Annotated in this window: 21 protein-coding genes and 1 tRNA gene; 18 read left to right on the top strand and 4 right to left on the bottom strand. The window is 59.6% G+C overall.

What is annotated here, in order from left to right; genetic code table 11:
• Position 1 precedes the first annotated feature (1 nt).
• The 4 genes from ACK4OE_RS11250 to ACK4OE_RS11235 form a co-directional block, all read right to left on the bottom strand.
• On the bottom strand, positions 2 to 847 hold the full coding sequence (locus ACK4OE_RS11250; RefSeq protein WP_409884898.1) for a PilW family protein: 846 nt from the start codon (positions 845 to 847) through the stop codon (positions 2 to 4).
• A 68-nt stretch (positions 848 to 915) separates the two neighbouring features.
• Positions 916 to 1548 carry a type IV pilus modification protein PilV gene (pilV, locus tag ACK4OE_RS11245; protein ID WP_409884897.1) on the bottom strand — a complete coding sequence of 211 codons (633 nt, stop codon included), beginning with the start codon at positions 1546 to 1548 and terminating at the stop codon, positions 916 to 918.
• 37 nt (positions 1549 to 1585) lie between these two features.
• On the bottom strand, positions 1586 to 2161 hold the full coding sequence (locus tag ACK4OE_RS11240; protein ID WP_409884896.1) for a GspH/FimT family pseudopilin: 576 nt from the start codon (positions 2159 to 2161) through the stop codon (positions 1586 to 1588).
• A 251-nt stretch (positions 2162 to 2412) separates the two neighbouring features.
• Positions 2413 to 2739: a hypothetical protein gene (locus ACK4OE_RS11235; RefSeq protein WP_409884895.1), complete on the bottom strand. Its 327-nt coding sequence runs from the start codon at positions 2737 to 2739 to the stop codon at positions 2413 to 2415.
• Between the two features lie 346 nt (positions 2740 to 3085).
• Between ACK4OE_RS11235 and rpsO the strand changes: the two genes are divergently transcribed.
• The 18 genes from rpsO (at position 3086) to nuoL (ending at position 19821) form a co-directional block, all read left to right on the top strand.
• Entirely contained in the window at positions 3086 to 3352 is a 267-nt protein-coding gene (gene rpsO, locus ACK4OE_RS11230) for a 30S ribosomal protein S15 (protein ID WP_005793232.1), read from the top strand.
• 207 nt (positions 3353 to 3559) lie between these two features.
• Positions 3560 to 5806, top strand: coding sequence for a polyribonucleotide nucleotidyltransferase (gene pnp, locus ACK4OE_RS11225; RefSeq protein ID WP_409884894.1), 2247 nt, complete (start codon positions 3560 to 3562; stop codon positions 5804 to 5806).
• 94 nt (positions 5807 to 5900) lie between these two features.
• The gene (locus ACK4OE_RS11220) at positions 5901 to 6887 is read left to right on the top strand and encodes an NAD(P)H-quinone oxidoreductase (RefSeq protein ID WP_409884893.1); all 987 of its coding nucleotides are present in this window, start codon (positions 5901 to 5903) and stop codon (positions 6885 to 6887) included.
• Positions 6888 to 6889: 2 nt separating this feature from the next.
• Positions 6890 to 7639: a triose-phosphate isomerase gene (tpiA, locus tag ACK4OE_RS11215; protein WP_409884892.1), complete on the top strand. Its 750-nt coding sequence runs from the start codon at positions 6890 to 6892 to the stop codon at positions 7637 to 7639.
• 39 nt (positions 7640 to 7678) lie between these two features.
• Positions 7679 to 8053: a preprotein translocase subunit SecG gene (secG, locus tag ACK4OE_RS11210; RefSeq protein WP_409884891.1), complete on the top strand. Its 375-nt coding sequence runs from the start codon at positions 7679 to 7681 to the stop codon at positions 8051 to 8053.
• Between the two features lie 114 nt (positions 8054 to 8167).
• A tRNA-Leu gene (locus tag ACK4OE_RS11205) sits at positions 8168 to 8252 on the top strand.
• A gap of 74 nt (positions 8253 to 8326) precedes the next feature.
• Positions 8327 to 8686 (top strand): NADH-quinone oxidoreductase subunit A, encoded by a 360-nt coding sequence (locus tag ACK4OE_RS11200; protein ID WP_409884890.1) that lies wholly within the window; start codon positions 8327 to 8329, stop codon positions 8684 to 8686.
• A 27-nt stretch (positions 8687 to 8713) separates the two neighbouring features.
• Positions 8714 to 9193, top strand: a complete 480-nt coding sequence (locus tag ACK4OE_RS11195) for a NuoB/complex I 20 kDa subunit family protein (protein ID WP_007849129.1) — start codon at positions 8714 to 8716, stop codon at positions 9191 to 9193.
• Positions 9194 to 9201: 8 nt separating this feature from the next.
• Positions 9202 to 9810, top strand: a complete 609-nt coding sequence (locus tag ACK4OE_RS11190; protein ID WP_409884889.1) for an NADH-quinone oxidoreductase subunit C — start codon at positions 9202 to 9204, stop codon at positions 9808 to 9810.
• A gap of 26 nt (positions 9811 to 9836) precedes the next feature.
• Positions 9837 to 11090 carry an NADH-quinone oxidoreductase subunit D gene (locus tag ACK4OE_RS11185; RefSeq protein ID WP_409884888.1) on the top strand — a complete coding sequence of 418 codons (1254 nt, stop codon included), beginning with the start codon at positions 9837 to 9839 and terminating at the stop codon, positions 11088 to 11090.
• On the top strand, positions 11087 to 11596 hold the full coding sequence (gene nuoE / locus ACK4OE_RS11180; protein ID WP_409884887.1) for an NADH-quinone oxidoreductase subunit NuoE: 510 nt from the start codon (positions 11087 to 11089) through the stop codon (positions 11594 to 11596). The genes ACK4OE_RS11185 and nuoE overlap by 4 nt, the downstream gene beginning before the upstream one ends.
• Positions 11593 to 12954: an NADH-quinone oxidoreductase subunit NuoF gene (gene nuoF / locus ACK4OE_RS11175; protein WP_409884886.1), complete on the top strand. Its 1362-nt coding sequence runs from the start codon at positions 11593 to 11595 to the stop codon at positions 12952 to 12954. Before nuoE ends, nuoF begins: the two co-directional genes overlap by 4 nt.
• Before the next feature lie 15 nt (positions 12955 to 12969).
• Positions 12970 to 15108, top strand: a complete 2139-nt coding sequence (nuoG, locus tag ACK4OE_RS11170; protein ID WP_409884885.1) for an NADH-quinone oxidoreductase subunit NuoG — start codon at positions 12970 to 12972, stop codon at positions 15106 to 15108.
• Complete coding sequence (gene nuoH, locus ACK4OE_RS11165) at positions 15105 to 16181, top strand: NADH-quinone oxidoreductase subunit NuoH (RefSeq protein WP_409884884.1); 1077 nt, start codon at positions 15105 to 15107, stop codon at positions 16179 to 16181. Before nuoG ends, nuoH begins: the two co-directional genes overlap by 4 nt.
• Positions 16182 to 16193: 12 nt before the next feature.
• Positions 16194 to 16706: an NADH-quinone oxidoreductase subunit NuoI gene (gene nuoI / locus ACK4OE_RS11160; protein WP_409884883.1), complete on the top strand. Its 513-nt coding sequence runs from the start codon at positions 16194 to 16196 to the stop codon at positions 16704 to 16706.
• Between the two features lie 52 nt (positions 16707 to 16758).
• Positions 16759 to 17427 carry an NADH-quinone oxidoreductase subunit J gene (locus ACK4OE_RS11155; protein ID WP_409884882.1) on the top strand — a complete coding sequence of 223 codons (669 nt, stop codon included), beginning with the start codon at positions 16759 to 16761 and terminating at the stop codon, positions 17425 to 17427.
• On the top strand, positions 17424 to 17732 hold the full coding sequence (nuoK, locus tag ACK4OE_RS11150) for an NADH-quinone oxidoreductase subunit NuoK (protein WP_094285673.1): 309 nt from the start codon (positions 17424 to 17426) through the stop codon (positions 17730 to 17732). Before ACK4OE_RS11155 ends, nuoK begins: the two co-directional genes overlap by 4 nt.
• 31 nt (positions 17733 to 17763) lie before the next feature.
• Positions 17764 to 19821, top strand: a complete 2058-nt coding sequence (gene nuoL / locus ACK4OE_RS11145; protein WP_409884881.1) for an NADH-quinone oxidoreductase subunit L — start codon at positions 17764 to 17766, stop codon at positions 19819 to 19821.
• Positions 19822 to 19829: the final 8 nt, after the last annotated feature.

Genomic DNA, 19829 nt, shown 5'->3' with positions numbered 1-19829 from the left:
GTCATCCTGCCAGTCCTTGGCTGCGTAGCTGGTACACGTTGCGAAACACCATGTGCAGGCGTCCGCCAAAGGCTGTTGCGGTTCCATCGCAGTTGACATAGGTGCTTCCTGCGGGAACGTCTACGCGTTCATCGCTCATCAGATCCAGGCATACCTCCACCCCGAACACCCGGGACCAGTCCGCCGCTGCCGTTGCAGCATTCACTGACCGAATCCGCGGCATTCCGGTGAGGGCATCGGTCTGGATTAAGTAGTTAACTGTGAATGCATTCACATTGCGAATGACGGCCTGCGAAACGTTATCGTTTCCTGCGCAACGCAACTCGTTGGCAGTTAGCACGAACTGACTCCGGATGATTGTTGCCGATGGCTGTGCGCCCAGGCAATCCCGAAAAAGAGATGCAGGAAGCGCTGAATTGAAGCTGGGTTCGGCGTAGTTCTGATACCCCATTGAGAGCTTGAATTGTCCTGCGCCTGGGCTATCGAGCCCGCTGACGGTTTGCGTTACGGTGTTGAACGTTGTTTCAAACGCCACCACGTCGGCAGGGTCGATCGACTGGCTGTCATCCTTGTTCGAAGCCAAGTCTAGCCGGATCGACCCTGCTTGACGCAGTTGCTGCCCGATGACCCGGAAAGCGTATGCAGCCTGTTGCTGTATCTGGCTGGCGTCACTGACGGTGCCGGAAACGCCGCGAGACACCATCAAGGCGCCGACCGCCACTGCGATGGTCATCAAACCGATGGTTATGCCGACCAGGAGCTCAATCAGTGTGGCGCCGCGCTGCCTGCGGGTGCACACAACGAAAGGAGCGGTACGGGCTGCAAGGGAGGGGCGTGTGCGTGTCATGGCAATTTGCAGGGGAGACTGGTCCGATGGGTTGTACGTTTGGCGCCGGTCAGCACGGTGCGCGCAGTTCAGGTGAACTCGCCGCGGGCAAGAGGGCAAAACACCAAGGGAGTTGCAGCGCCGGAAAGGTTGTAGGTAGCGCAGCGGGCAGTCAGCTGGATGTACTGCAAGTGGCAAATCCGATTTGCGGGGCAGGCAACGCCCGCAGTTCCCGTGCTGTCAGGGGTGAACACAGGAGCCAAGTCCGCATTGCGCTCGTTTTCGCGCCAGCTGATCATGACCCCCAGTTGGCGACGGTTATTCACATCGGTTTCATCAGCCACCGTGAAAACCACAGCGTCGCCCAGTGGAAGTGTGTTTTGCACCGTTGTCTTCCAGCGTGACAACTCAGATCGCGCGAAATCTTCTGCGGTACAGCCGGCCGAACAATTGGGAATGATGCCACTGACTGCGCCCAGGCCCGTGGTCAGGTTGGTGACGACCGTCGCGCCCAAAGCATTGGGGTTGAGCTTGATGCGCTCGCTGAGATCCTCGATCAGTCGAATGGCCTGGGCGCGGCGCACACCCGTCTGTGTATCGGCTAGCGTTCGCATCTGAACCCCCAGGATGCCCAGGATTCCGAGGGCCATGACGACGATGGCAACAAGCGACTCAATCAGGCTGAAGCCGCGCTGGCGTAGAGGTCCTTGTGGTGAAAACATGGTGTTAAACGGCTCTAAGTGGCAATGAAGATTTCCGTCAGGCGCAAGTTGCCGTGTTCTTTTCGACACGCAGTCGCCCTCCGGACGACATGCAAAGGGCTGACGCATGTCGGGAAGATACGCCCGTGGGTTTGGGGTTGATTGCGAAACTGGCAGCCCCCAAACTGTTGGGCTGGCCCCATCGGTTTACCCTGAAGAACGCGCCGCCGCCGATGTTCACAACATTCATGTTGTTTAAGACGGGGAAAGTCTGGAGGATGACATCCGTTCCATTCAGGGAGCCATTGTTGTCTGCATCTGTGAACACGATCCACCCGCAATCCCAATCATCGGCGTCGCCAGTAGCACAGTTGCGCCTTACAGAAATGTTGCCACCCCGTTTGATAGCCTCAGACCGGGCAAAGTAGATGGTGCTGGTCATCTCCTCAATGCCTTGCCGGACGCGGTAGCCCTCAACCATGTCGCGAAAACTGGGGGCAGCGAGGGATGCCAATACCGCCAAAATGGCCACGACCACCATGAGTTCAATCATGGTGAACCCATCTTGGCGGTAGCGAGGTTGTCGCTCACGTGCCAACATTTCAGGCTGGTTGGCGGTAGTGCAGTTGGTCATGTGTTGAATCATAAAATTCAACTTGGTTCCACCTGTGAGTAGGGGGACGGATGGCGTTTCCCTGTGGATAAACGGCGCGTTTTCCGTGGGCTTTGTTCACGACCTCCCTCGGTAGTTGCAAACCGATGTCACGGAAACGATCATTGACATTTGGCGGCACTAGTGCATTGCTCGTGTGCGCGTAACGCACGAGTTGCCAATTAGGCTGATTTATGCGCCCTGTGGGCAGCAGCCACGCCTGAATAGCCGAGTCACCGCGTATACCCCCGACAGGCTCCAGCGTTGTGCATGCCTTTGCATTCCCGGTGCATTCTGCGGTCGCGTTGGGCAGGCGTCTCCTCCGACGAACTGCGTTGGTAGGTGACCTTGCTCACGGTTTTTTTTCGGGCGTCGGATCGGGATGTATCCGATGTCTTTTTAGTTGTGTCGCTGTGGGTCCCTGCTGCGTGTGCCGCATTGGGCCCCGCGAGGAGGCACAGGGCCAGCCAGGCTGCCACGAAAATAATTTGTAAATGCACGTCGGTTAATTTTTGAGTGTCGATCTCGATGTCGGCATTGGTGTTTTTAATCGAATGCATGAAGCCTCTTGAATGTTGAAAGTGTTGATAATTGAATCACGGTGTGGCGGATTGAGTGATGTCGCCGCACCCTCCCTTGCGGAGGGTCAGATTTACGTCTAACTTCAAGCATGGCGGTGATGAATCGAACGTTCGCACCCAGCGCCGTTGCGAGAGCTGCCTGCCAGGCTTTCCGGGGAGGCTGCTTACGGATAGCAACTTCATGTGTAGGTGCGCGGACACATCATTCGCGTTATAATACGAGGGTTTTGCATCGTGTAAGACGCACGCAATCAGCCGTTCCAGCCGTTTGCGCAAGTAAAACTCCCTCCGCGACGCCATGTTCGTGGACTATTGAAGGAAATAAATGATCGCATCCTCCATCAAGGCCGAAGTCGTCAAGGCCAACGCCCGTGCTGCCAATGACACTGGTAGCCCAGAAGTTCAAGTGGCCCTTCTGACCGCACGCATCAACGAACTGACCCCCCACTTCAAGACACACGCCAAGGACCACCACGGTCGCCGTGGCCTGCTGCGCATGGTGAGCCGTCGTCGTAAGCTGCTGGACTACCTCAAGGCCAAGGACGCCGACCGTTACACCGCGCTGATCGCGAAGCTGGGTCTGCGTAAGTAATCTTCATTGCATGCAAAAACGCCTGGGTTAGTCCGCTAGCTCAGGCGTTTTTTACTTCGGAGATGCAAAACAGAGCGAAGCTGTGTCATTCCAATGAGGTTGCTGCCGCTCGCTGGCAGGCATCCTCACTGGAATGGCATCGTGTTCTGAATTGCCCTCCAGAACAAGCTGGTAGTGAGCTGCCAGCTATTAAAACAGGAGCTGAACATGAGCATTTTCAACAAAGTCACTAAGACTTTCCAATGGGGTGACAAGACTGTCATCATGGAAACGGGTGAGATCGCCCGCCAGGCCTCTGGCGCTGTGCTGGTCAATATTGACGACACCGTGGTGTTGGCCACCGTGGTTGCATCCAAGGGCGCCAAGCCCGGCCAGGACTTTTTCCCCTTGACGGTGGATTACATCGAGAAGACATACGCCGCAGGCAAGATCCCCGGCAGCTTCTTCAAGCGCGAAGCCAAGCCTAGCGAGCACGAAACGCTGACCAGTCGCCTGATCGACCGTCCGATCCGCCCCCTGTTTCCTGAAGGCTTCTTCAACGAAGTGCATGTGGTGATCCACACGGTGTCGCTGAACCCCGAAGTAGATGCTGACATCGCGGCTTTGATTGCCACGAGCGCTGCCCTGGCTATCTCCGGCATCCCGTTCAATGGCCCCATCGGTGCGGCCCGCGTGGGTTACATCAATGGCGAATACGTGCTCAACCCCGGCCAGACGGCTCGCAAGAGCTCGCAAATGGACTTGGTCGTTGCAGGTACCGAAGCTGCCGTGCTGATGGTCGAATCCGAAGCGCAGCAGCTGTCCGAAGAAATCATGTTGGGCGCCGTGGTGTTTGGCCACGAGCAGGGCAATGTGGCCATCAACGCCATCCACGAATTGGTCCGCGATGCGGGCAAACCGCTGTGGCAGTGGGAAGCACCCGCCAAGGACGAAGCCCTGATTGCCAAGGTGGTCGCATTGGCCGACGACAAGCTGCGTGCTGCGTACCAGATCCGCAACAAACAAGCCCGCACCCAGGCTTGCCGTGAGTCCTACGCCGCTGTGATGGCCGGTCTCAAGGCCGAAGGTGTCGAGTTCGACGCCGTCAAGGTCGAAGGCATGTTGTTTGACATCGAAGCGGGCATTGTTCGCAGCCAGATTCTGGCTGGCGAGCCCCGTATTGATGGCCGTGACACCCGTACCGTGCGCCCTATCGAAATCCGCAGCAGCGTGCTGCCGCGCGCCCACGGTTCGTCGCTGTTCACGCGTGGCGAGACCCAGGCGCTGGTCGTGACCACGCTGGGCACCGAGCGCGATGCACAGCGCATTGATGCGCTGGCTGGCGAGTACGAAGACCGCTTCATGATGCACTACAACATGCCTCCCTTCGCCACCGGCGAAGTGGGTCGCATGGGCTCGACCAAGCGCCGTGAAATCGGTCATGGCCGTCTGGCCAAGCGCGCGCTCGTGGCCGTGCTGCCCACGAAGGAAGAGTTTCCCTACACCATGCGTGTGGTGTCGGAAATCACCGAATCTAACGGCTCCTCGTCCATGGCTTCGGTCTGCGGCGGTTGCCTGTCGCTGATGGACGCTGGTGTGCCTATGAAGGCGCACGTGGCAGGTATTGCCATGGGCCTGATCAAGGATGCCAGCCGCTTTGCTGTGCTGACCGACATCCTGGGTGATGAAGATCACTTGGGCGATATGGACTTCAAGGTGGCCGGTACCACGGGCGGCATCACTGCCCTGCAGATGGACATCAAGATCCAGGGCATCACCAAGGAGATCATGCAAGTCGCTCTGGCCCAGGCCAAAGAAGCACGCATGCACATTCTGTCCAAGATGCAAGAAGCCATGGGCACGGCCAATACCGAAGTCTCCAGCTTCGCGCCCAAGCTTTTTACCATGAAAATCAACCCTGAGAAGATCCGTGATGTGATCGGCAAGGGTGGGGCGGTGATTCGTGCGCTGACCGAAGAGACCGGTTGCCAGATCAACATCGAAGAAGACGGCACGATCACCATCGCTGCGACCGATGCTGACAAGGCAGAAATCGCCAAGAAGCGCATCGAGCAGATCACCGCAGAAGTCGAGATCGGCAAGATCTACGAAGGCCCTGTGACCAAGATTCTGGACTTCGGCGCCTTGATCAACCTGCTGCCCGGCAAGGACGGCCTGCTGCACATCAGCCAGATTGCGCACGAGCGTGTCGAGCGCGTGGGCGATTACCTGACCGAAGGTCAGATCGTCAAGGTCAAGGTCATGGAGACTGATGAAAAGGGTCGCGTCAAGCTGTCGATGAAGGTCTTGGCCGACCGTCCTGCCGGTGGCGGCAGCGATCGTCCAGCACCGGCTGAGCGTGGTGACCGCGAGCCACGGCGCGACCATGGCCGTGATGGCGGTCGGCAGCCAGCTGAGCAGCAGCAACAGCAGGCCCAGCCATCGGACGGTTCGTCTGATCAGGTGGTCGGGTAAACCGCTGAATTGCTATTGATTTAATAGCTGCTAGCGCTTTGTGAGAAAGCGCTAGCGCCCAAAATCGTTCAATATTTCTTCAATGGGCCGGAATATGCGCGCTATTGAGATCACATCCTTCGGCGCCCCTGAGGTGTTGCGTATGGGCGAGCGCCCGATGCCCGAGGCCAGTGCGGGGGAGTTGTTGATCCGCGTGAGCGCCAGTGGTATCAACCGTCCGGACGTGTTGCAGCGGCTGGGGCACTATGCACCCCCTGCGGGTACCTCGGATTTGCCGGGGCTCGAAGTGGCCGGCGTGGTGGAGTCGGGTGACGCAGTTGCCATGGCAGAGGCGGGCATTCGTGTTGGTGACCGGGTCTGCGCGCTGGTCGCTGGTGGGGGCTATGCCGAGTGGTGTGTCGCACCTGTGGCGCAGTGCCTTCCGGTGCCTGACGGGTTCAGTGATGTGGATGCCGCATCGTTGCCCGAGACGTTCTTCACCGTGTGGAGCAATGTTTTTGACCGAGGTCGCCTGCAATCGGGCGAAAGCCTCTTGGTGCAGGGCGGCACCAGCGGGATCGGCGTTACCGCAATCCAGCTCGCGCGTGCCTTTGGCGCGACGGTGATTGCTACTGCCGGCAGCGATGAGAAATGCTCAGCGTGTCTGGATTTGGGAGCGCATCACGCCATCAACTACAAGTCGCAAGATTTTGTGGCGGAGGTCAAACGCATCACAGAGGGCAAAGGCGTTGACGTGGTACTCGATATGGTGGCGGGTGATTATGTGGCGCGCGAGGTGGACTGTGTCGCTGAAGACGGCCGCATTGTCATCATTGCTGTACAAGGTGGCATCAAGAGCGAGTTCAATGCCGGTTTGGTACTTAGGCGCCGGATCACGATCACGGGTTCGACTTTGCGGCCGCGTCCTGTTGCCTTTAAGGGCGCGATTGCAAGCGCGTTGCGTGAGAAGGTGTGGCCCTTGCTTGCCTCTGGTCAAGTGCGTCCTGTCATTCACAGCACGTTTGCGGCAGCCGATGCTTCGCAAGCCCATGCGCTGATGGAATCGAACCAGCATATCGGCAAGATTGTTTTGACTTGGTAATTATGAACAGCAAGAAGAAACTCATCGCGGGCAACTGGAAGATGAATGGCCGCTTGGCTGCTAACGAGGCCTTGCTGAAGGCGCTCATTGCTGAAATTGGTAACACTGCGTGCGATGTCGCGGTGGCTGTGCCCGCGCCCTACCTTGCACAAGTGCAGTCTCTGGCTGCTGGGTCTGGCATTGCGGTGGCTGCGCAGGATGTATCGCAACACGAAGCTGGTGCTTACACCGGGGAGATTTCGGCAGCCATGCTGAAAGACTTTGGAGTGTGCTATGTGCTCGTGGGGCACTCGGAGCGCCGCCAGTACCACAGCGAAACCGATGTGGCCGTGGCAGAGAAAACCCAGCGTGCGCTGGCTGCGGGCATCACGCCCATCGTCTGTGTGGGGGAAACCTTGCAAGAGCGTGAAGCTGGGCAGACCGAAACCGTAGTCAAGCGGCAGTTGGCGGCGGTTATTCATCTCAATGGCCATTGCATCAGCGAGGTGGTGGTGGCTTATGAGCCGGTCTGGGCCATTGGCACAGGGCGCACTGCCTCGCCAGAGCAGGCGCAGGCGGTGCACGCAGTGCTGCGCGCCCAGTTGTCGGCGGCAAGTGAGCACGCGGATCGCATTCGTCTCTTGTACGGCGGCAGCATGAATGCTGGAAACGCGGCGCAATTGCTGGCGCAGCCCGATATCGATGGCGGTCTGGTCGGTGGTGCGTCGCTGAAAGCGTCCGACTTTCTACAAATCATTGCGGCGGCCTGTTGAGGCCGCGCTCGAATCTAATCAATCAGGAGTGAACAGAGAATGAATGCGATCGTGAATGTGGTGTTGGCCGTGCAGATGTTGACGGCGCTGGCGATGATTGGCCTGATTCTGATTCAGCACGGTAAGGGTGCGGACATGGGCGCGGCCTTTGGAAGCGGTAGCTCCGGCAGTTTGTTCGGCGCAAGTGGCAGTGCCAATTTCCTGTCCCGCACAACCGCAGTGCTTGCGGCGGTGTTCTTCGTTGCGACGTTGGCGCTGGCGTATTTTGGCAATGCGCGTCCCGCCAGTTCGGGTAGTGTGTTGGAGTCGCCCGCCGCGGCAGTGCCAGCTGGTGCCCCTGCGGGAGTGGCGTCTGATGCTGCGGCTGCGCCTGCTGTTCCAGCCTCGGGCGCAGCTCAGATTCCGACCAAATAATCTGTTTGAAATTGGGCTTCGTAAGTCGAAGCAGGGTTTTTCCGGAGTAGAATCCGTGATTGTCTGGAAAGCTAAAACCGCAAGGTTCCTCATGCCATTCGGACAAAAAAATCAGCCGTCGTGGTGAAATTGGTAGACACGCTATCTTGAGGGGGTAGTGGCGAAAGCTGTGCGAGTTCGAGTCTCGCCGACGGCACCAAAACAAAGGCCTTCCCGCTGGACCCAGTCATGGGTCTTGATGGGCAAGGCCACAGCGGTGAGCACATCCTCAAGATGAACCTCGATCAGTACCTCCCCGTCCTTTTGTTCATCTTGGTTGGCATCGCTGTAGGCGTTGTTCCTCTGGTTCTCGGTTACATACTGGGTCCCAATCGGCCGGATGATGCAAAGAATTCCCCTTACGAGTGTGGGTTTGAAGCCTTCGAGGATGCGCGCATGAAATTCGATGTGCGCTACTACCTTGTTGCCATTCTCTTCATCTTGTTTGACCTCGAAATCGCGTTTCTTCTACCGTGGGCTGTGGCGCTCCACGAGGTGGGGGGCGCCGGTTTTGTTGCTGTATTGATCTTCCTAACTATCCTCGTCGTGGGCTTTGTCTACGAGTGGAAAAAGGGCGCCCTCGACTGGGAATGACAGCGGACTTCAACAAGGACTGATGCAATGATTGAAGGCGTGATGAAGGAAGGCTTCATCACCACGAGCTATGACTCTGTGGTGAATTGGGCCAAGACCGGTTCGCTGTGGCCCATGACCTTTGGTCTGGCCTGCTGCGCGGTCGAAATGATGCATGCAGCGGCTGCCCGCTACGACATCGGTCGCTTTGGCGCGGAGGTGTTCCGTGCCAGCCCCCGTCAGTCCGATCTGATGATCGTGGCCGGTACCTTGTGCAACAAAATGGCGCCTGCCCTGCGCAAGGTGTACGACCAGATGTCGGAGCCCCGCTGGGTGCTGTCGATGGGCTCTTGCGCCAATGGCGGTGGCTACTACCACTACAGTTACTCCGTGGTGCGCGGTTGCGACCGCATCGTGCCTGTGGATGTCTATGTGCCTGGCTGCCCGCCCACGGCCGAAGCGCTGATCTACGGCATCATCCAGTTGCAGCAGAAGATCCGCCGCACCAACACCATTGCGCGCGTCTGAGGTTGATGATGACTTCTGTTGCCATTCGCCCTGAAGCAATCCAGGAAGCCGTCGCCGCCGTGCTGGGCGACAAGGTCCGCAAGATCCATGTGGCCCTCGGTGAGGTCACCGTCGAAGTCTCCGCCGCAGACTACCTGGCTGCCATGCAGCAGCTGCGCGACGCGCCCGGCTGCCAGTTTGAGCAACTGATTGATCTATGCGGTGTGGACTATTCGGCCTATGCCGACGAAGTCAATGAAGGCGCTCGCTATTGCGTGGTGTCGCATCTGCTGTCGGTCAGCCTGAATCAGCGCCTGCGCGTCAAGGTGTTCTGCGTTGATGACGATTTTCCGGTGGTAGCCTCGGTTGCTGAGCTGTGGAGCTCGGCCAACTGGTACGAGCGCGAAGCGTTCGACCTGTTCGGCATCGTGTTCGATGGTCACAACGACCTGCGCCGCATCCTGACCGACTACGGCTTCATCGGCCATCCCTTCCGCAAGGACTTCCCACTTTCCGGCCATGTCGAGATGCGATACGACGCAGAGCAGCGCCGGGTGGTCTACGAGCCTGTTTCGATTGAGCCGCGCGAGATCACGCCGCGCATCATCCGCGAAGACAAGTACGGAGGCCTGCACTAAGGCGCCCGCGCCCCACGTGACCCACCATGGCTGAAATCAAGAACTATTCCCTGAACTTCGGGCCGCAGCACCCTGCAGCGCACGGCGTGCTGCGTCTGGTGCTCGAGCTCGATGGCGAAGTCGTCCAGCGCGCCGACCCGCACATCGGCCTCTTGCACCGCGCCACTGAAAAGCTGGCCGAGCACAAGACCTATATCCAGTCGCTGCCCTACATGGACCGCTTGGACTATGTGTCCATGATGTGCAACGAGCACGCCTACTGCCTGGCTATCGAAAAGCTGCTGGGCCTGGAAGTGCCTGAGCGCGCGCAGTACATCCGCGTGATGTTCTCCGAAATCACCCGCCTGCTGAACCACCTGATGTGGCTGGGTTCGCACGGCAACGATTGCGGCAGCTCCACGATCCTGATCTACACCTTCCGCGAGCGCGAAGACCTGTTCGACATGTACGAGGCTGTCTCCGGCGCACGTATGCACGCGGCGTACTTCCGTCCAGGCGGCGTGTACCGTGACCTGCCGGATTCCATGCCGCAGTACAAAGTCAGCAAGATCAAGAACGCGAAGGCCCTGGAGGCCATGAACAAGAACCGTCAGGGTTCCATGCTCGATTTCATCGACGACTTCACGCAGCGGTTCCCAGCTTGTGTGGACGAGTATGAAACACTGCTCACCGACAACCGCATCTGGAAGCAGCGCACTGTGGGCATTGGTGTGGTGCCCCCAGAGCGCGCGCTAAACCTGGGCATGACTGGCCCCATGCTGCGCGGATCCGGCATCGCGTGGGATCTGCGCAAGACGCAGCCCTACGACGTCTACGACCGCATGGACTTCGACATTCCGGTGGGCAAGACGGGCGACTGCTACGACCGTTACCTCGTGCGCGTGCAGGAGATGCGCGAATCCAACCGCATCATCAAGCAGTGCGTGGATTGGCTGCGCGCTAACCCCGGCCCGGTCATCACCGACAACCACAAGGTGGCTGCGCCCGATCGTGAATCCATGAAGTCGAACATGGAGGAGCTGATCCACCATTTCAAGCTCTTCACCGAAGGTTTCCATGTGCCCGAAGGCGAAGCCTATGCCGCCGTGGAGCACCCCAAGGGCGAGTTTGGCATCTACCTGGTCAGCGATGGCGCCAACAAGCCCTACCGCCTGAAGATCCGTGCGCCCGGCTTTGCGCACCTGGCCACGCTCGATGAAATGGCCCGCGGTCACATGATCGCCGACGCCGTGGCCATCATCGGCACCATGGATATCGTGTTCGGGGAGATCGACCGATGAACAGCAGCAATACCAAGATCACCGATGCCACGCTGGCCCGCTTTGCGCGCGAAGTGGCCAAGTACCCGCCCGAGCAGAAGCAGTCGGCCGTGATGGCCTGCCTGTCCATCGTGCAGCAGGAGCAGGGCTGGGTCAGCGCAGAGAGCGAGGCCGTGATCGCCGACTACCTGGGCATGGCCCAGATCGCGGTGCACGAAGTCACCACGTTCTACAACATGTACAACCAGCAGCCGACGGGCAAGTACAAGCTCAACGTCTGCACCAACCTGCCTTGCCAGCTGCGGGACGGCCAGAAGGCGCTGCACCACCTCGAGAAGAAACTCGGCGTGACCATGGGCGAGACCACGCCGGACGGCCTGTTCACGCTGCAGCAGTGCGAATGCCTGGGTGCCTGCGCCGATGCGCCTGTGATGCTGGTCAACGACCGCACCATGTGCAGCTTCATGGACAACGACAAGCTCGACCAGCTGGTCGATGGCCTCAAGGCTGCGGAAGGACAAGCATGACCACCGCCGCACAGATCCTCTCGCAGTTCCAGGCCACGGGCGTCCAGACCTGCTTTCACGACCGCCACATCAACCCGCAGATCGTTGCGGGGCTCGACGGCACGAACTGGGGCATCAAGGACTACGAAGCGCGCGGCGGCTACGAAGCGCTGCGCAAGATCCTGGTGCAGGGCGAAGGCGCAGGCGCAGGCCTGACCCAGGACCAGGTGATCGCCACCGTCAAGGAATCGGGCCTGCGTGGCCGTGGTGGCGCAGGCTTTCCCACCGGCCTCAAGTGGAGCTTCATGCCCCGCTCGTTCCCTGGTCAGAAGTACCTCGTGTGCAACTCCGACGAAGGCGAGCCAGGCACCTGCAAGGACCGTGACATCCTTCAGTTCAACCCGCACATCGTCATCGAAGGCATGATCATCGCGGCCTACGCGATGGGTATCTCCGTGGGCTACAACTACATCCACGGCGAAATCTTCCAGACCTACGACCGTTTCGAAGAAGCGCTCGAAGAGGCGCGTGCTGCCGGCTACCTGGGCGACAAGATCCTGGGCAGCAACTTCAGTTTCCAGCTGCATGCGGCGCACGGCTTCGGTGCCTACATCTGCGGCGAAGAAACTGCGCTGCTCGAGTCACTCGAAGGCAAGAAGGGCCAGCCGCGCTTCAAGCCGCCGTTCCCGGCCAGCTTCGGCCTGTATGGCAAGCCCACCACCATCAACAACACCGAAACCTTCGCGGCCGTGCCTTGGATCATCCGTAATGGTGGCCAGGCCTACCTTGAATGCGGCAAGCCCAACAACGGCGGCACCAAGATCTTCTCGGTCTCGGGCGACGTAGAAAAGCCCGGCAACTACGAAGTGCCGATGGGTACGCCGTTTGCAAAACTGCTCGAACTCGCTGGTGGCGTGCGCAAGGGCCGCCAGCTCAAGGCAGTGATTCCCGGCGGCTCGTCCTCCCCGGTGCTGCCTGCTTCCATCATCATGGAATGCACGATGGATTACGACTCCATCGCCAAGGCTGGCTCCATGCTGGGCTCGGGCGCTGTCATCGTGATGGACGACTCCCGCAGCATGGTCGAGAGCTTGCTGCGTCTGTCTTATTTTTACTCGCATGAGTCCTGCGGACAGTGCACGCCGTGCCGCGAGGGCACGGGCTGGATGTGGCGCGTGATCGACCGGATCCAGCATGGACAGGGGCGCGACGGCGACCTGAATCTGCTCAATTCGGTGGCAGACAACATCCAGGGGCGCACTATCTGCGCGCTGGGTGACGCAGCGGCCATGCCGGTGCGCGCCATGATCAAGCACTTCCGTCCGGAATTCGAAGCCCTGATCCGCAAAGAGACCCCGCAGGCTTCTGCCTCCGCCTGATCGCGAGAAACGCATATGGTTGAAATCGAACTCGACGGACAGAAGGTAGAAGTCGCCGAAGGCTGCATGGTGATGCATGCAGCCGAAAAGGCCGGCACCTACATTCCCCATTTCTGTTACCACAAGAAGCTGTCCATCGCCGCCAATTGCCGCATGTGCTTGGTGGACGTGGAAAAGGCGCCCAAGCCCATGCCCGCCTGCGCCACGCCGGTGACGCAGGGCATGATCGTGCGCACCAAGAGCGACAAGGCCATCAAGGCGCAGCAGTCGGTCATGGAATTCCTGCTGATTAACCATCCGCTGGACTGCCCCATCTGCGACCAGGGCGGTGAGTGCCAGCTGCAGGATCTGGCTGTGGGCTATGGCGGTTCCTCCTCGCGCTACGAGGAAGAAAAGCGCGTGGTGCCCGTCAAGGATGTGGGGCCGCTGATTTCCATGCAGGAAATGAGCCGCTGCATCCACTGCACCCGCTGCGTGCGCTTTGGCCAGGAAGTGGCCGGCGTGATGGAGCTGGGGATGATCCACCGCGGCGAGCACTCCGAGATCACCACCGTGGTGGGCGATACGATCGACTCCGAGCTGTCGGGCAACATGATCGACATATGCCCCGTGGGCGCGCTCACGAGCAAGCCATTCCGCTACAGCGCCCGCACCTGGGAACTGTCGCGCCGCCGCTCGGTCAGCCCGCACGATTCCACTGGTGCCAACTTGATTGTTCAGGTCAAGAACCACAAGGTCATGCGCGTCGTGCCGTTCGAGAACGAAGCCGTCAACGAATGCTGGATCGCTGACCGCGACCGCTTCTCGTACGAATCGCTCAACAGCGACGAACGTCTGACTCAGCCCATGCTCAAGCAGGGTGGCGTCTGGAAGAGCGTCGACTGGCAGACCGCGCTGGAATACGTGGCGAACGGCCTGAAGAACATCAAGGCCGACCACGGCGCTAACAGCATTGGTGCCCTGGTCAGCCCGCACAGTACGCTCGAAGAGCTGTACCTCGCCTCCGCCCTAGTGCGTGGCCTGGGCAGCGACAGCATCGACTACCGCCTGCGCAACGCCGAATTCGCTGCGCCCGAAGGTATCCGCTGGCTTGGCACCTCCATCGCCTCTCTGTCCACGCTGCAACGCGTGTTGGTGGTGGGCTCCAACCTGCGCAAGGACCATCCGCTGTTCGCCCTGCGCGTGCGCCATGCCGTGCGCCACGGTGCCCAACTGAGCGTGGTCGACTCCTCCGTGGGCGACTGGGCCATGCCCATCAAGCACCAACTGCTGCAGAACGCCAGCCACTGGGTGCAAGCCCTCGGCTCCATCGCCTCGGCCATCGCCCAGGAAAAGAACGTCGTTGCCCCCCAGTGTGCAGCCGAAGCCTCCGAGGCCAGCCTGGCCATCGCCCGCTCGCTGCTGGGTGGTGAACGCAAGGCCGTGCTGCTGGGCAACGCTGCTGCGCACCACGGCCAGGCCACAGCGCTGCTGGCCCTGGCCAACTGGATCGGCGAGCATACCGGCGCCACCGTCGGCTACCTCACCGAGGCCGCCAACACCGTGGGTGCCCAGTTCGCTGGCGCCCACCCAGTGGGCAGCGGCCTGAACGCAGGCCAGATGCTGGCCGGCGGCCTCAAGGCCGTGCTACTGCTCAACACCGAACCCGCGTTCGACGCGGCCAACGGTGCCCAGGCCAGCGCCGCCATCGGCCAGGCGCAGATGGTTGTGACCCTGAGCCCCTTCAAGGCCAACATGGACATCAGCGACGTGCTGCTGCCCATCGCGCCGTTCACCGAAACCTCGGGCAGCTTCGTCAACGCCGAAGGGCGCCTGCAGAGCTTCCACGCCGTGGTGCGCCCGCTGGGCGACACGCGCCCCGCCTGGAAGGTGCTGCGCGTACTGGCCAACGTGCTTGGCGTGCCGGGCTTCGACTTTGAGACCTCGCAGGACGTGCTGGCGCGTGCCACCAACGCCCCGGCGGGCCAACTGGCCATGCTGGCGGCCGAGCAGCTGTCCAACGCCGTAGGCTACCCGCCCGCAGCAGGTGCGGCCAGCGTGGCCGAGCCCGCTGTCGCTTCGATTTACCAGCTCGATGGCCTGGTGCGCCGCGCCACGTCGCTGCAACTGACGGCAGACGCGCGCATGGCCGCTGGCGAAGGAGTGGCAGCATGATTGATGCGCTGTACAACGGCGGGCTGAACCTCCTGCCCTTCGCATGGTGGACGGGCGCGGCCTGGCCTGTGCTCTGGATCCTGCTCAAGATCGTCTGTATTCTGGCGCCGCTGATGGGGGCCGTTGCCTACCTTACGCTCTGGGAACGCAAACTGCTGGGTTTCATGCAAGTGCGCCATGGTCCCAACCGGGTGGGGCCCTTGGGTCTGCTGCAGCCTATTGCCGATGCCTTAAAGCTGCTGACCAAGGAAATTATTCAGCCCGCCGCTGCAAGCAAGGGCTTGTTCGTGCTGGGGCCGGTTATGGCCATCATGCCTGCGCTCGCCGCCTGGGTTGCGATTCCGTTTGGTCCCGATGTGGCTTTGGCCAACGTCAACGCTGGCTTGCTGCTGGTGATGGCGATCACCTCCATTGAGGTCTATGGTGTGATCATCGCCGGCTGGGCATCGAACTCCAAGTATGCGTTCTTGGGCGCCCTGCGCGCTTCTGCCCAGATGGTGAGCTATGAAATCGCGATGGGATTTTGCTTCCTGGTCGTGATCATGGTGTCAGGCAGCATGAACCTGACCGAAATCGTGATGGGGCAGGCGCGTGGAATGGCCGCAGACCAGGGCCTGAACTTCTTGTCCTGGAACTGGCTGCCCTTGCTGCCTATTTTTCTGGTCTACCTGATCTCGGGTGTCGCTGAAACGAACCGTCACCCGTTTGACGTTGTTGAAGGAGAGGCGGAAATTGTGGCGGGCCACATGGTGGAGTATTCCGGCATGGGCTTTGCGATCTTCTTCCTGGCTGAATACGCAAGCATGTGGCTGGTGTCCATCCTGGCCGTGTTGATGTTCCTGGGCGGGTGGCTGCCTCCGTTCGAGATGCTCTCGTTCATTCCGGGCTGGATCTGGCTGGGTCTCAAGACATTCCTCGTGGTGTCCATGTTCATCTGGATCCGTGCGACCTTCCCCCGCTTCCGTTATGACCAGATCATGCGTCTGGGCTGGAAGATCTTTATCCCAGTCACATTGGTGTGTCTGGTCATCGTGGGCGGGTGGTTGCTCTCGCCCTGGAATATCTGGAAATAAGCGGGGACACATATGACTGCTGTTGCTGCTGCTGCACCTTTTTCGTTCAAGGATTTCTTCAAGAGCTTCATGCTCGTGGAGCTGCTCAAGGGCATGGCCCTGACGGGTCGCTACGCGTTCCGCCGCAAGGTGACCGTGCAGTTCCCCGAAGAAAAGACGCCCCTGTCGCCACGTTTTCGCGGCTTGCATGCGTTGCGCCGCTATGACAACGGCGAGGAACGCTGCATTGCCTGCAAGCTGTGCGAAGCGGTGTGTCCCGCCATGGCGATCACGATCGAGTCGGACGTACGCAGTGACGGTTCGCGTCGCACCACACGCTACGACATTGATCTGACCAAATGCATCTTCTGCGGTTTCTGCGAAGAAAGCTGCCCCGTGGATTCGATTGTCGAAACGCACATCTTTGAGTACCACGGTGAAAAGCGTGGGGACCTGTACTTCACGAAAGACATGCTTCTGGCCGTCGGTGACCGGTACGAGGGTGAGATTGCTGCGGCCAAGGCGGCAGACGCCAAGTACCGCTGAGCGGTAGCGAGCCCCAATCTCCTTCCGCCAGACTTCTATAAAGACCCGATTCATGGACGCCAAGACTGGTTTCTTTTACTTTTTCTCGGTCGTGCTGCTTTTTGCAGCCTTCCGGGTTATCACTGCGCGCAATCCCGTGCATGCAGTGCTGTACCTCATCCTCGCTTTCTCGCAAGCCGCCGCGGTATGGCTGTTGCTCAAGGCAGAGTTTCTGGCGATTGCACTGGTGCTGGTGTATCTCGGAGCGGTCATGGTGCTGTTCCTTTTTGTGGTGATGATGTTGGATGTCCACATCGACTCCGTTCGCAAAGGGTTCTGGAAACACTTTCCGCTGGCTGCCACCATAGGCGCGCTGATTGCTCTGGAAATGGCTGCTGTGCTCATGGGCGGTTTTCGCGGGATGGATGAGCCCAAGGCGGCCGTCGCCGCGGTGAATGCAGCAGGCCAGGCTGTTCAATACTCGAACACTAAGGCGCTGGGCATATTGCTCTATACCGAGTATCTCTACCCTGTCGAAATTGCCGCTGTGATCCTACTGGTGGCGATGATTGCCGCGATTGCATTGACACTGCGCCAGCGCAAGGACAGCAAGGCCATCAATCCATCGCAGCAGGTTCGCGTGCGCGCCAGTGATCGTCTCGAACTGGTGAAAGTGACGGCAACCCAGAAGCCTGCGCCTGCAGCGTTGACCGAGCCCTCAGCGGAGGAGAAGAAGCCATGACACTGACCTTGGGACATTTTCTCTCGCTGGGCGCGATGCTGTTCGCGTTAGCTGTGATCGGGATCTTCCTGAACCGCAAGAACCTGATCGTGCTGCTGATGGCCATCGAGCTGATGCTGCTGGCCGTCAACATGAACTTCGTTGCTTTCTCCTATTACCTGGGAGACATGCACGGGCAGGTGTTCGTGTTCTTCATCTTGACCGTCGCCGCCGCCGAGTCGGCCATTGGCCTGGCCATTCTGGTGCTGTTGTTCCGCAACAAGTCCAGCATCAACGCGGAAGATCTCAACACCCTCAAGGGTTGATGAGCCACCTGTATTCCCAAGGTTCTCAAGAATGAGTCAAACCCTCTCTGCTTCAACGCTCCTGGCCGTGCCGCTGGCTCCGCTGGCGGGCGCTTTGCTGGCCGGTATCTTCGGTACGACCTTCGGTGGTAACTGGATCGGCCGCCGCCTGAGCCATACCCTGACGATCCTCGGTGTTCTCGTGGCATTTATTCTGTCGGCGATGACGCTCAAGAGCGTTGCCGTGGATGGCGCCCGTTTCAATGAAACCCTCTACACCTGGATGGTGGTGGGTGGCCTGAAGATGGAAGTGGGCTTCCTGGTGGACAGCCTCACCGCAATGATGATGGTCGTGGTGACCTTCGTGTCGTTGATGGTGCACATCTACACCATCGGCTACATGGAAGAAGACGAAGGGTATAACCGCTTTTTCGCCTACATCTCTCTGTTCACGTTCTCGATGCTCATGCTGGTCATGAGCAACAACCTGCTCCAGTTGTTCTTTGGCTGGGAAGCCGTTGGGTTGGTGTCCTACCTGCTGATCGGCTTCTGGTTCAATAAGCCCACGGCCATCTTCGCCAACATGAAGGCGTTCCTGGTCAACCGCGTTGGCGATTTCGGCTTCATCTTGGGTATTGGCCTGATTGCTGCCTACGCAGGTACCCTGAACTACGGCGAAGTGTTTGCCAAGTCCGGCGAATTGGGTGGAACGGCTTTTCCTGGCACCGATTGGATGCTGATCACCGTGATCTGTATCTGCCTCTTCATTGGAGCTATGGGCAAGTCTGCCCAGTTTCCGCTGCACGTTTGGCTGCCTGATTCCATGGAAGGGCCAACACCCATCTCCGCGCTGATCCACGCGGCGACGATGGTGACAGCTGGCATCTTCATGGTGGCGCGCATGTCGCCCCTGTTCGAGCTTTCTGACACAGCCCTCAATTTCATCCTGGTGATTGGTGCTATCACGGCGCTGTTCATGGGCTTCCTGGGCATCATTCAGAACGACATCAAGCGCGTGGTGGCTTACTCCACGCTGTCCCAGCTCGGCTACATGACGGTTGCCCTGGGCGCATCGGCGTATTCGGTGGCCGTGTTCCACCTGATGACGCACGCGTTCTTCAAAGCATTGCTGTTTCTGGGTGCGGGCTCAGTCATCATGGGCATGCACCACAACCAGGACATCCGCTGGATGGGCGGTGTCCGCAAGTACATGCCCATCACCTGGATCACTTCGCTGCTGGGTTCGCTGGCGCTGATCGGGACACCCCTGTTCTCGGGTTTTTACTCCAAGGACAGCATCATCGAGGCCGTGCATTTCAGCAACCTACCAGCAGCAAGCTTTGCTTACTACGCGGTGTTGGCCGGTGTCTTCATCACGGCGTTCTATTCGTTCCGCATGTACTTCCTGGTGTTCCACGGCAAGGAGCGCTACGACCAGAACCCCGAAGCACACCATGGTGGGCACCACGACGACCACCACGGCCATGATGATCACCACGGGCACGATGCCAAACCGCACGAATCCCCCTGGGTGGTGACGGTGCCGCTGGTGCTGCTGGCCATTCCCTCGGTGGTGGTGGGCTTCATGTTCATCCAGCCCATGCTGTTTGGAGACTTCTTCAAGGACGTGATCTTTGTGGACGCAGCCAAGCACCCCGCGATGGTCAAGCTGGCTGAAATCTTCCATGGCCCTGTCGGCATGGCGCTGCATGGCTTGCAGACCGCACCGTTCTGGTTGGCGCTGGCTGGCGTCGCAGCCTCGTACTACATGTATATGGTCAACCCGGCGCTGCCCGCGGGCATCAAGGCGCGCGTTATGCCCTTGTACAACCTGCTCGAAAACAAGTACTACCTCGACTGGATCAATGAAAACATTCTGGCCCGTGGAGCGCGTGCGCTGGGCATGGGACTGTGGAAGGGCGGCGATCAAGCCATCATTGATGGGGGCTTAGTGAACGGCTCGTGGAAGCTGGTGCGGGGTGTGTCTGGCGTGGTTCGCTGGTTCCAGTCCGGGTTCATCTTCCACTACGCGCTGGTCATGATCCTGGGCGTGTTCGCACTGATGACCTGGTTCGTCTGGGGCGACGTCATCCTGCAGCTCATCAAATAAGGAAAACA

The sequence above is a fragment of the Acidovorax sp. genome, assembly GCF_046314175.1.
In the GTDB taxonomy this organism is placed as follows: domain Bacteria; phylum Pseudomonadota; class Gammaproteobacteria; order Burkholderiales; family Burkholderiaceae_C; genus Acidovorax.
This window is presented reverse-complemented; position numbering and strand designations above follow the sequence as displayed.

Excerpts from the sequence above, each read along its gene's own strand:
- ACK4OE_RS11250 (WP_409884898.1), bottom strand. The coding sequence starts at position 847 with ATGACACGCACACGCCCCTCCCTTGCAGCCCGTACCGCTCCTTTCGTT.
- pilV (WP_409884897.1), bottom strand. The coding sequence starts at position 1,548 with ATGTTTTCACCACAAGGACCTCTACGCCAGCGCGGCTTCAGCCTGATT.
- ACK4OE_RS11240 (WP_409884896.1), bottom strand. The coding sequence starts at position 2,161 with ATGACCAACTGCACTACCGCCAACCAGCCTGAAATGTTGGCACGTGAG.
- ACK4OE_RS11235 (WP_409884895.1), bottom strand. The coding sequence starts at position 2,739 with ATGCATTCGATTAAAAACACCAATGCCGACATCGAGATCGACACTCAA.
- rpsO (WP_005793232.1), top strand. The coding sequence starts at position 3,086 with ATGATCGCATCCTCCATCAAGGCCGAAGTCGTCAAGGCCAACGCCCGT.
- pnp (WP_409884894.1), top strand. The coding sequence starts at position 3,560 with ATGAGCATTTTCAACAAAGTCACTAAGACTTTCCAATGGGGTGACAAG.
- ACK4OE_RS11220 (WP_409884893.1), top strand. The coding sequence starts at position 5,901 with ATGCGCGCTATTGAGATCACATCCTTCGGCGCCCCTGAGGTGTTGCGT.
- tpiA (WP_409884892.1), top strand. The coding sequence starts at position 6,890 with ATGAACAGCAAGAAGAAACTCATCGCGGGCAACTGGAAGATGAATGGC.
- secG (WP_409884891.1), top strand. The coding sequence starts at position 7,679 with ATGAATGCGATCGTGAATGTGGTGTTGGCCGTGCAGATGTTGACGGCG.
- ACK4OE_RS11200 (WP_409884890.1), top strand. The coding sequence starts at position 8,327 with ATGAACCTCGATCAGTACCTCCCCGTCCTTTTGTTCATCTTGGTTGGC.
- ACK4OE_RS11195 (WP_007849129.1), top strand. The coding sequence starts at position 8,714 with ATGATTGAAGGCGTGATGAAGGAAGGCTTCATCACCACGAGCTATGAC.
- ACK4OE_RS11190 (WP_409884889.1), top strand. The coding sequence starts at position 9,202 with ATGACTTCTGTTGCCATTCGCCCTGAAGCAATCCAGGAAGCCGTCGCC.
- ACK4OE_RS11185 (WP_409884888.1), top strand. The coding sequence starts at position 9,837 with ATGGCTGAAATCAAGAACTATTCCCTGAACTTCGGGCCGCAGCACCCT.
- nuoE (WP_409884887.1), top strand. The coding sequence starts at position 11,087 with ATGAACAGCAGCAATACCAAGATCACCGATGCCACGCTGGCCCGCTTT.
- nuoF (WP_409884886.1), top strand. The coding sequence starts at position 11,593 with ATGACCACCGCCGCACAGATCCTCTCGCAGTTCCAGGCCACGGGCGTC.
- nuoG (WP_409884885.1), top strand. The coding sequence starts at position 12,970 with ATGGTTGAAATCGAACTCGACGGACAGAAGGTAGAAGTCGCCGAAGGC.
- nuoH (WP_409884884.1), top strand. The coding sequence starts at position 15,105 with ATGATTGATGCGCTGTACAACGGCGGGCTGAACCTCCTGCCCTTCGCA.
- nuoI (WP_409884883.1), top strand. The coding sequence starts at position 16,194 with ATGACTGCTGTTGCTGCTGCTGCACCTTTTTCGTTCAAGGATTTCTTC.
- ACK4OE_RS11155 (WP_409884882.1), top strand. The coding sequence starts at position 16,759 with ATGGACGCCAAGACTGGTTTCTTTTACTTTTTCTCGGTCGTGCTGCTT.
- nuoK (WP_094285673.1), top strand. The coding sequence starts at position 17,424 with ATGACACTGACCTTGGGACATTTTCTCTCGCTGGGCGCGATGCTGTTC.
- nuoL (WP_409884881.1), top strand. The coding sequence starts at position 17,764 with ATGAGTCAAACCCTCTCTGCTTCAACGCTCCTGGCCGTGCCGCTGGCT.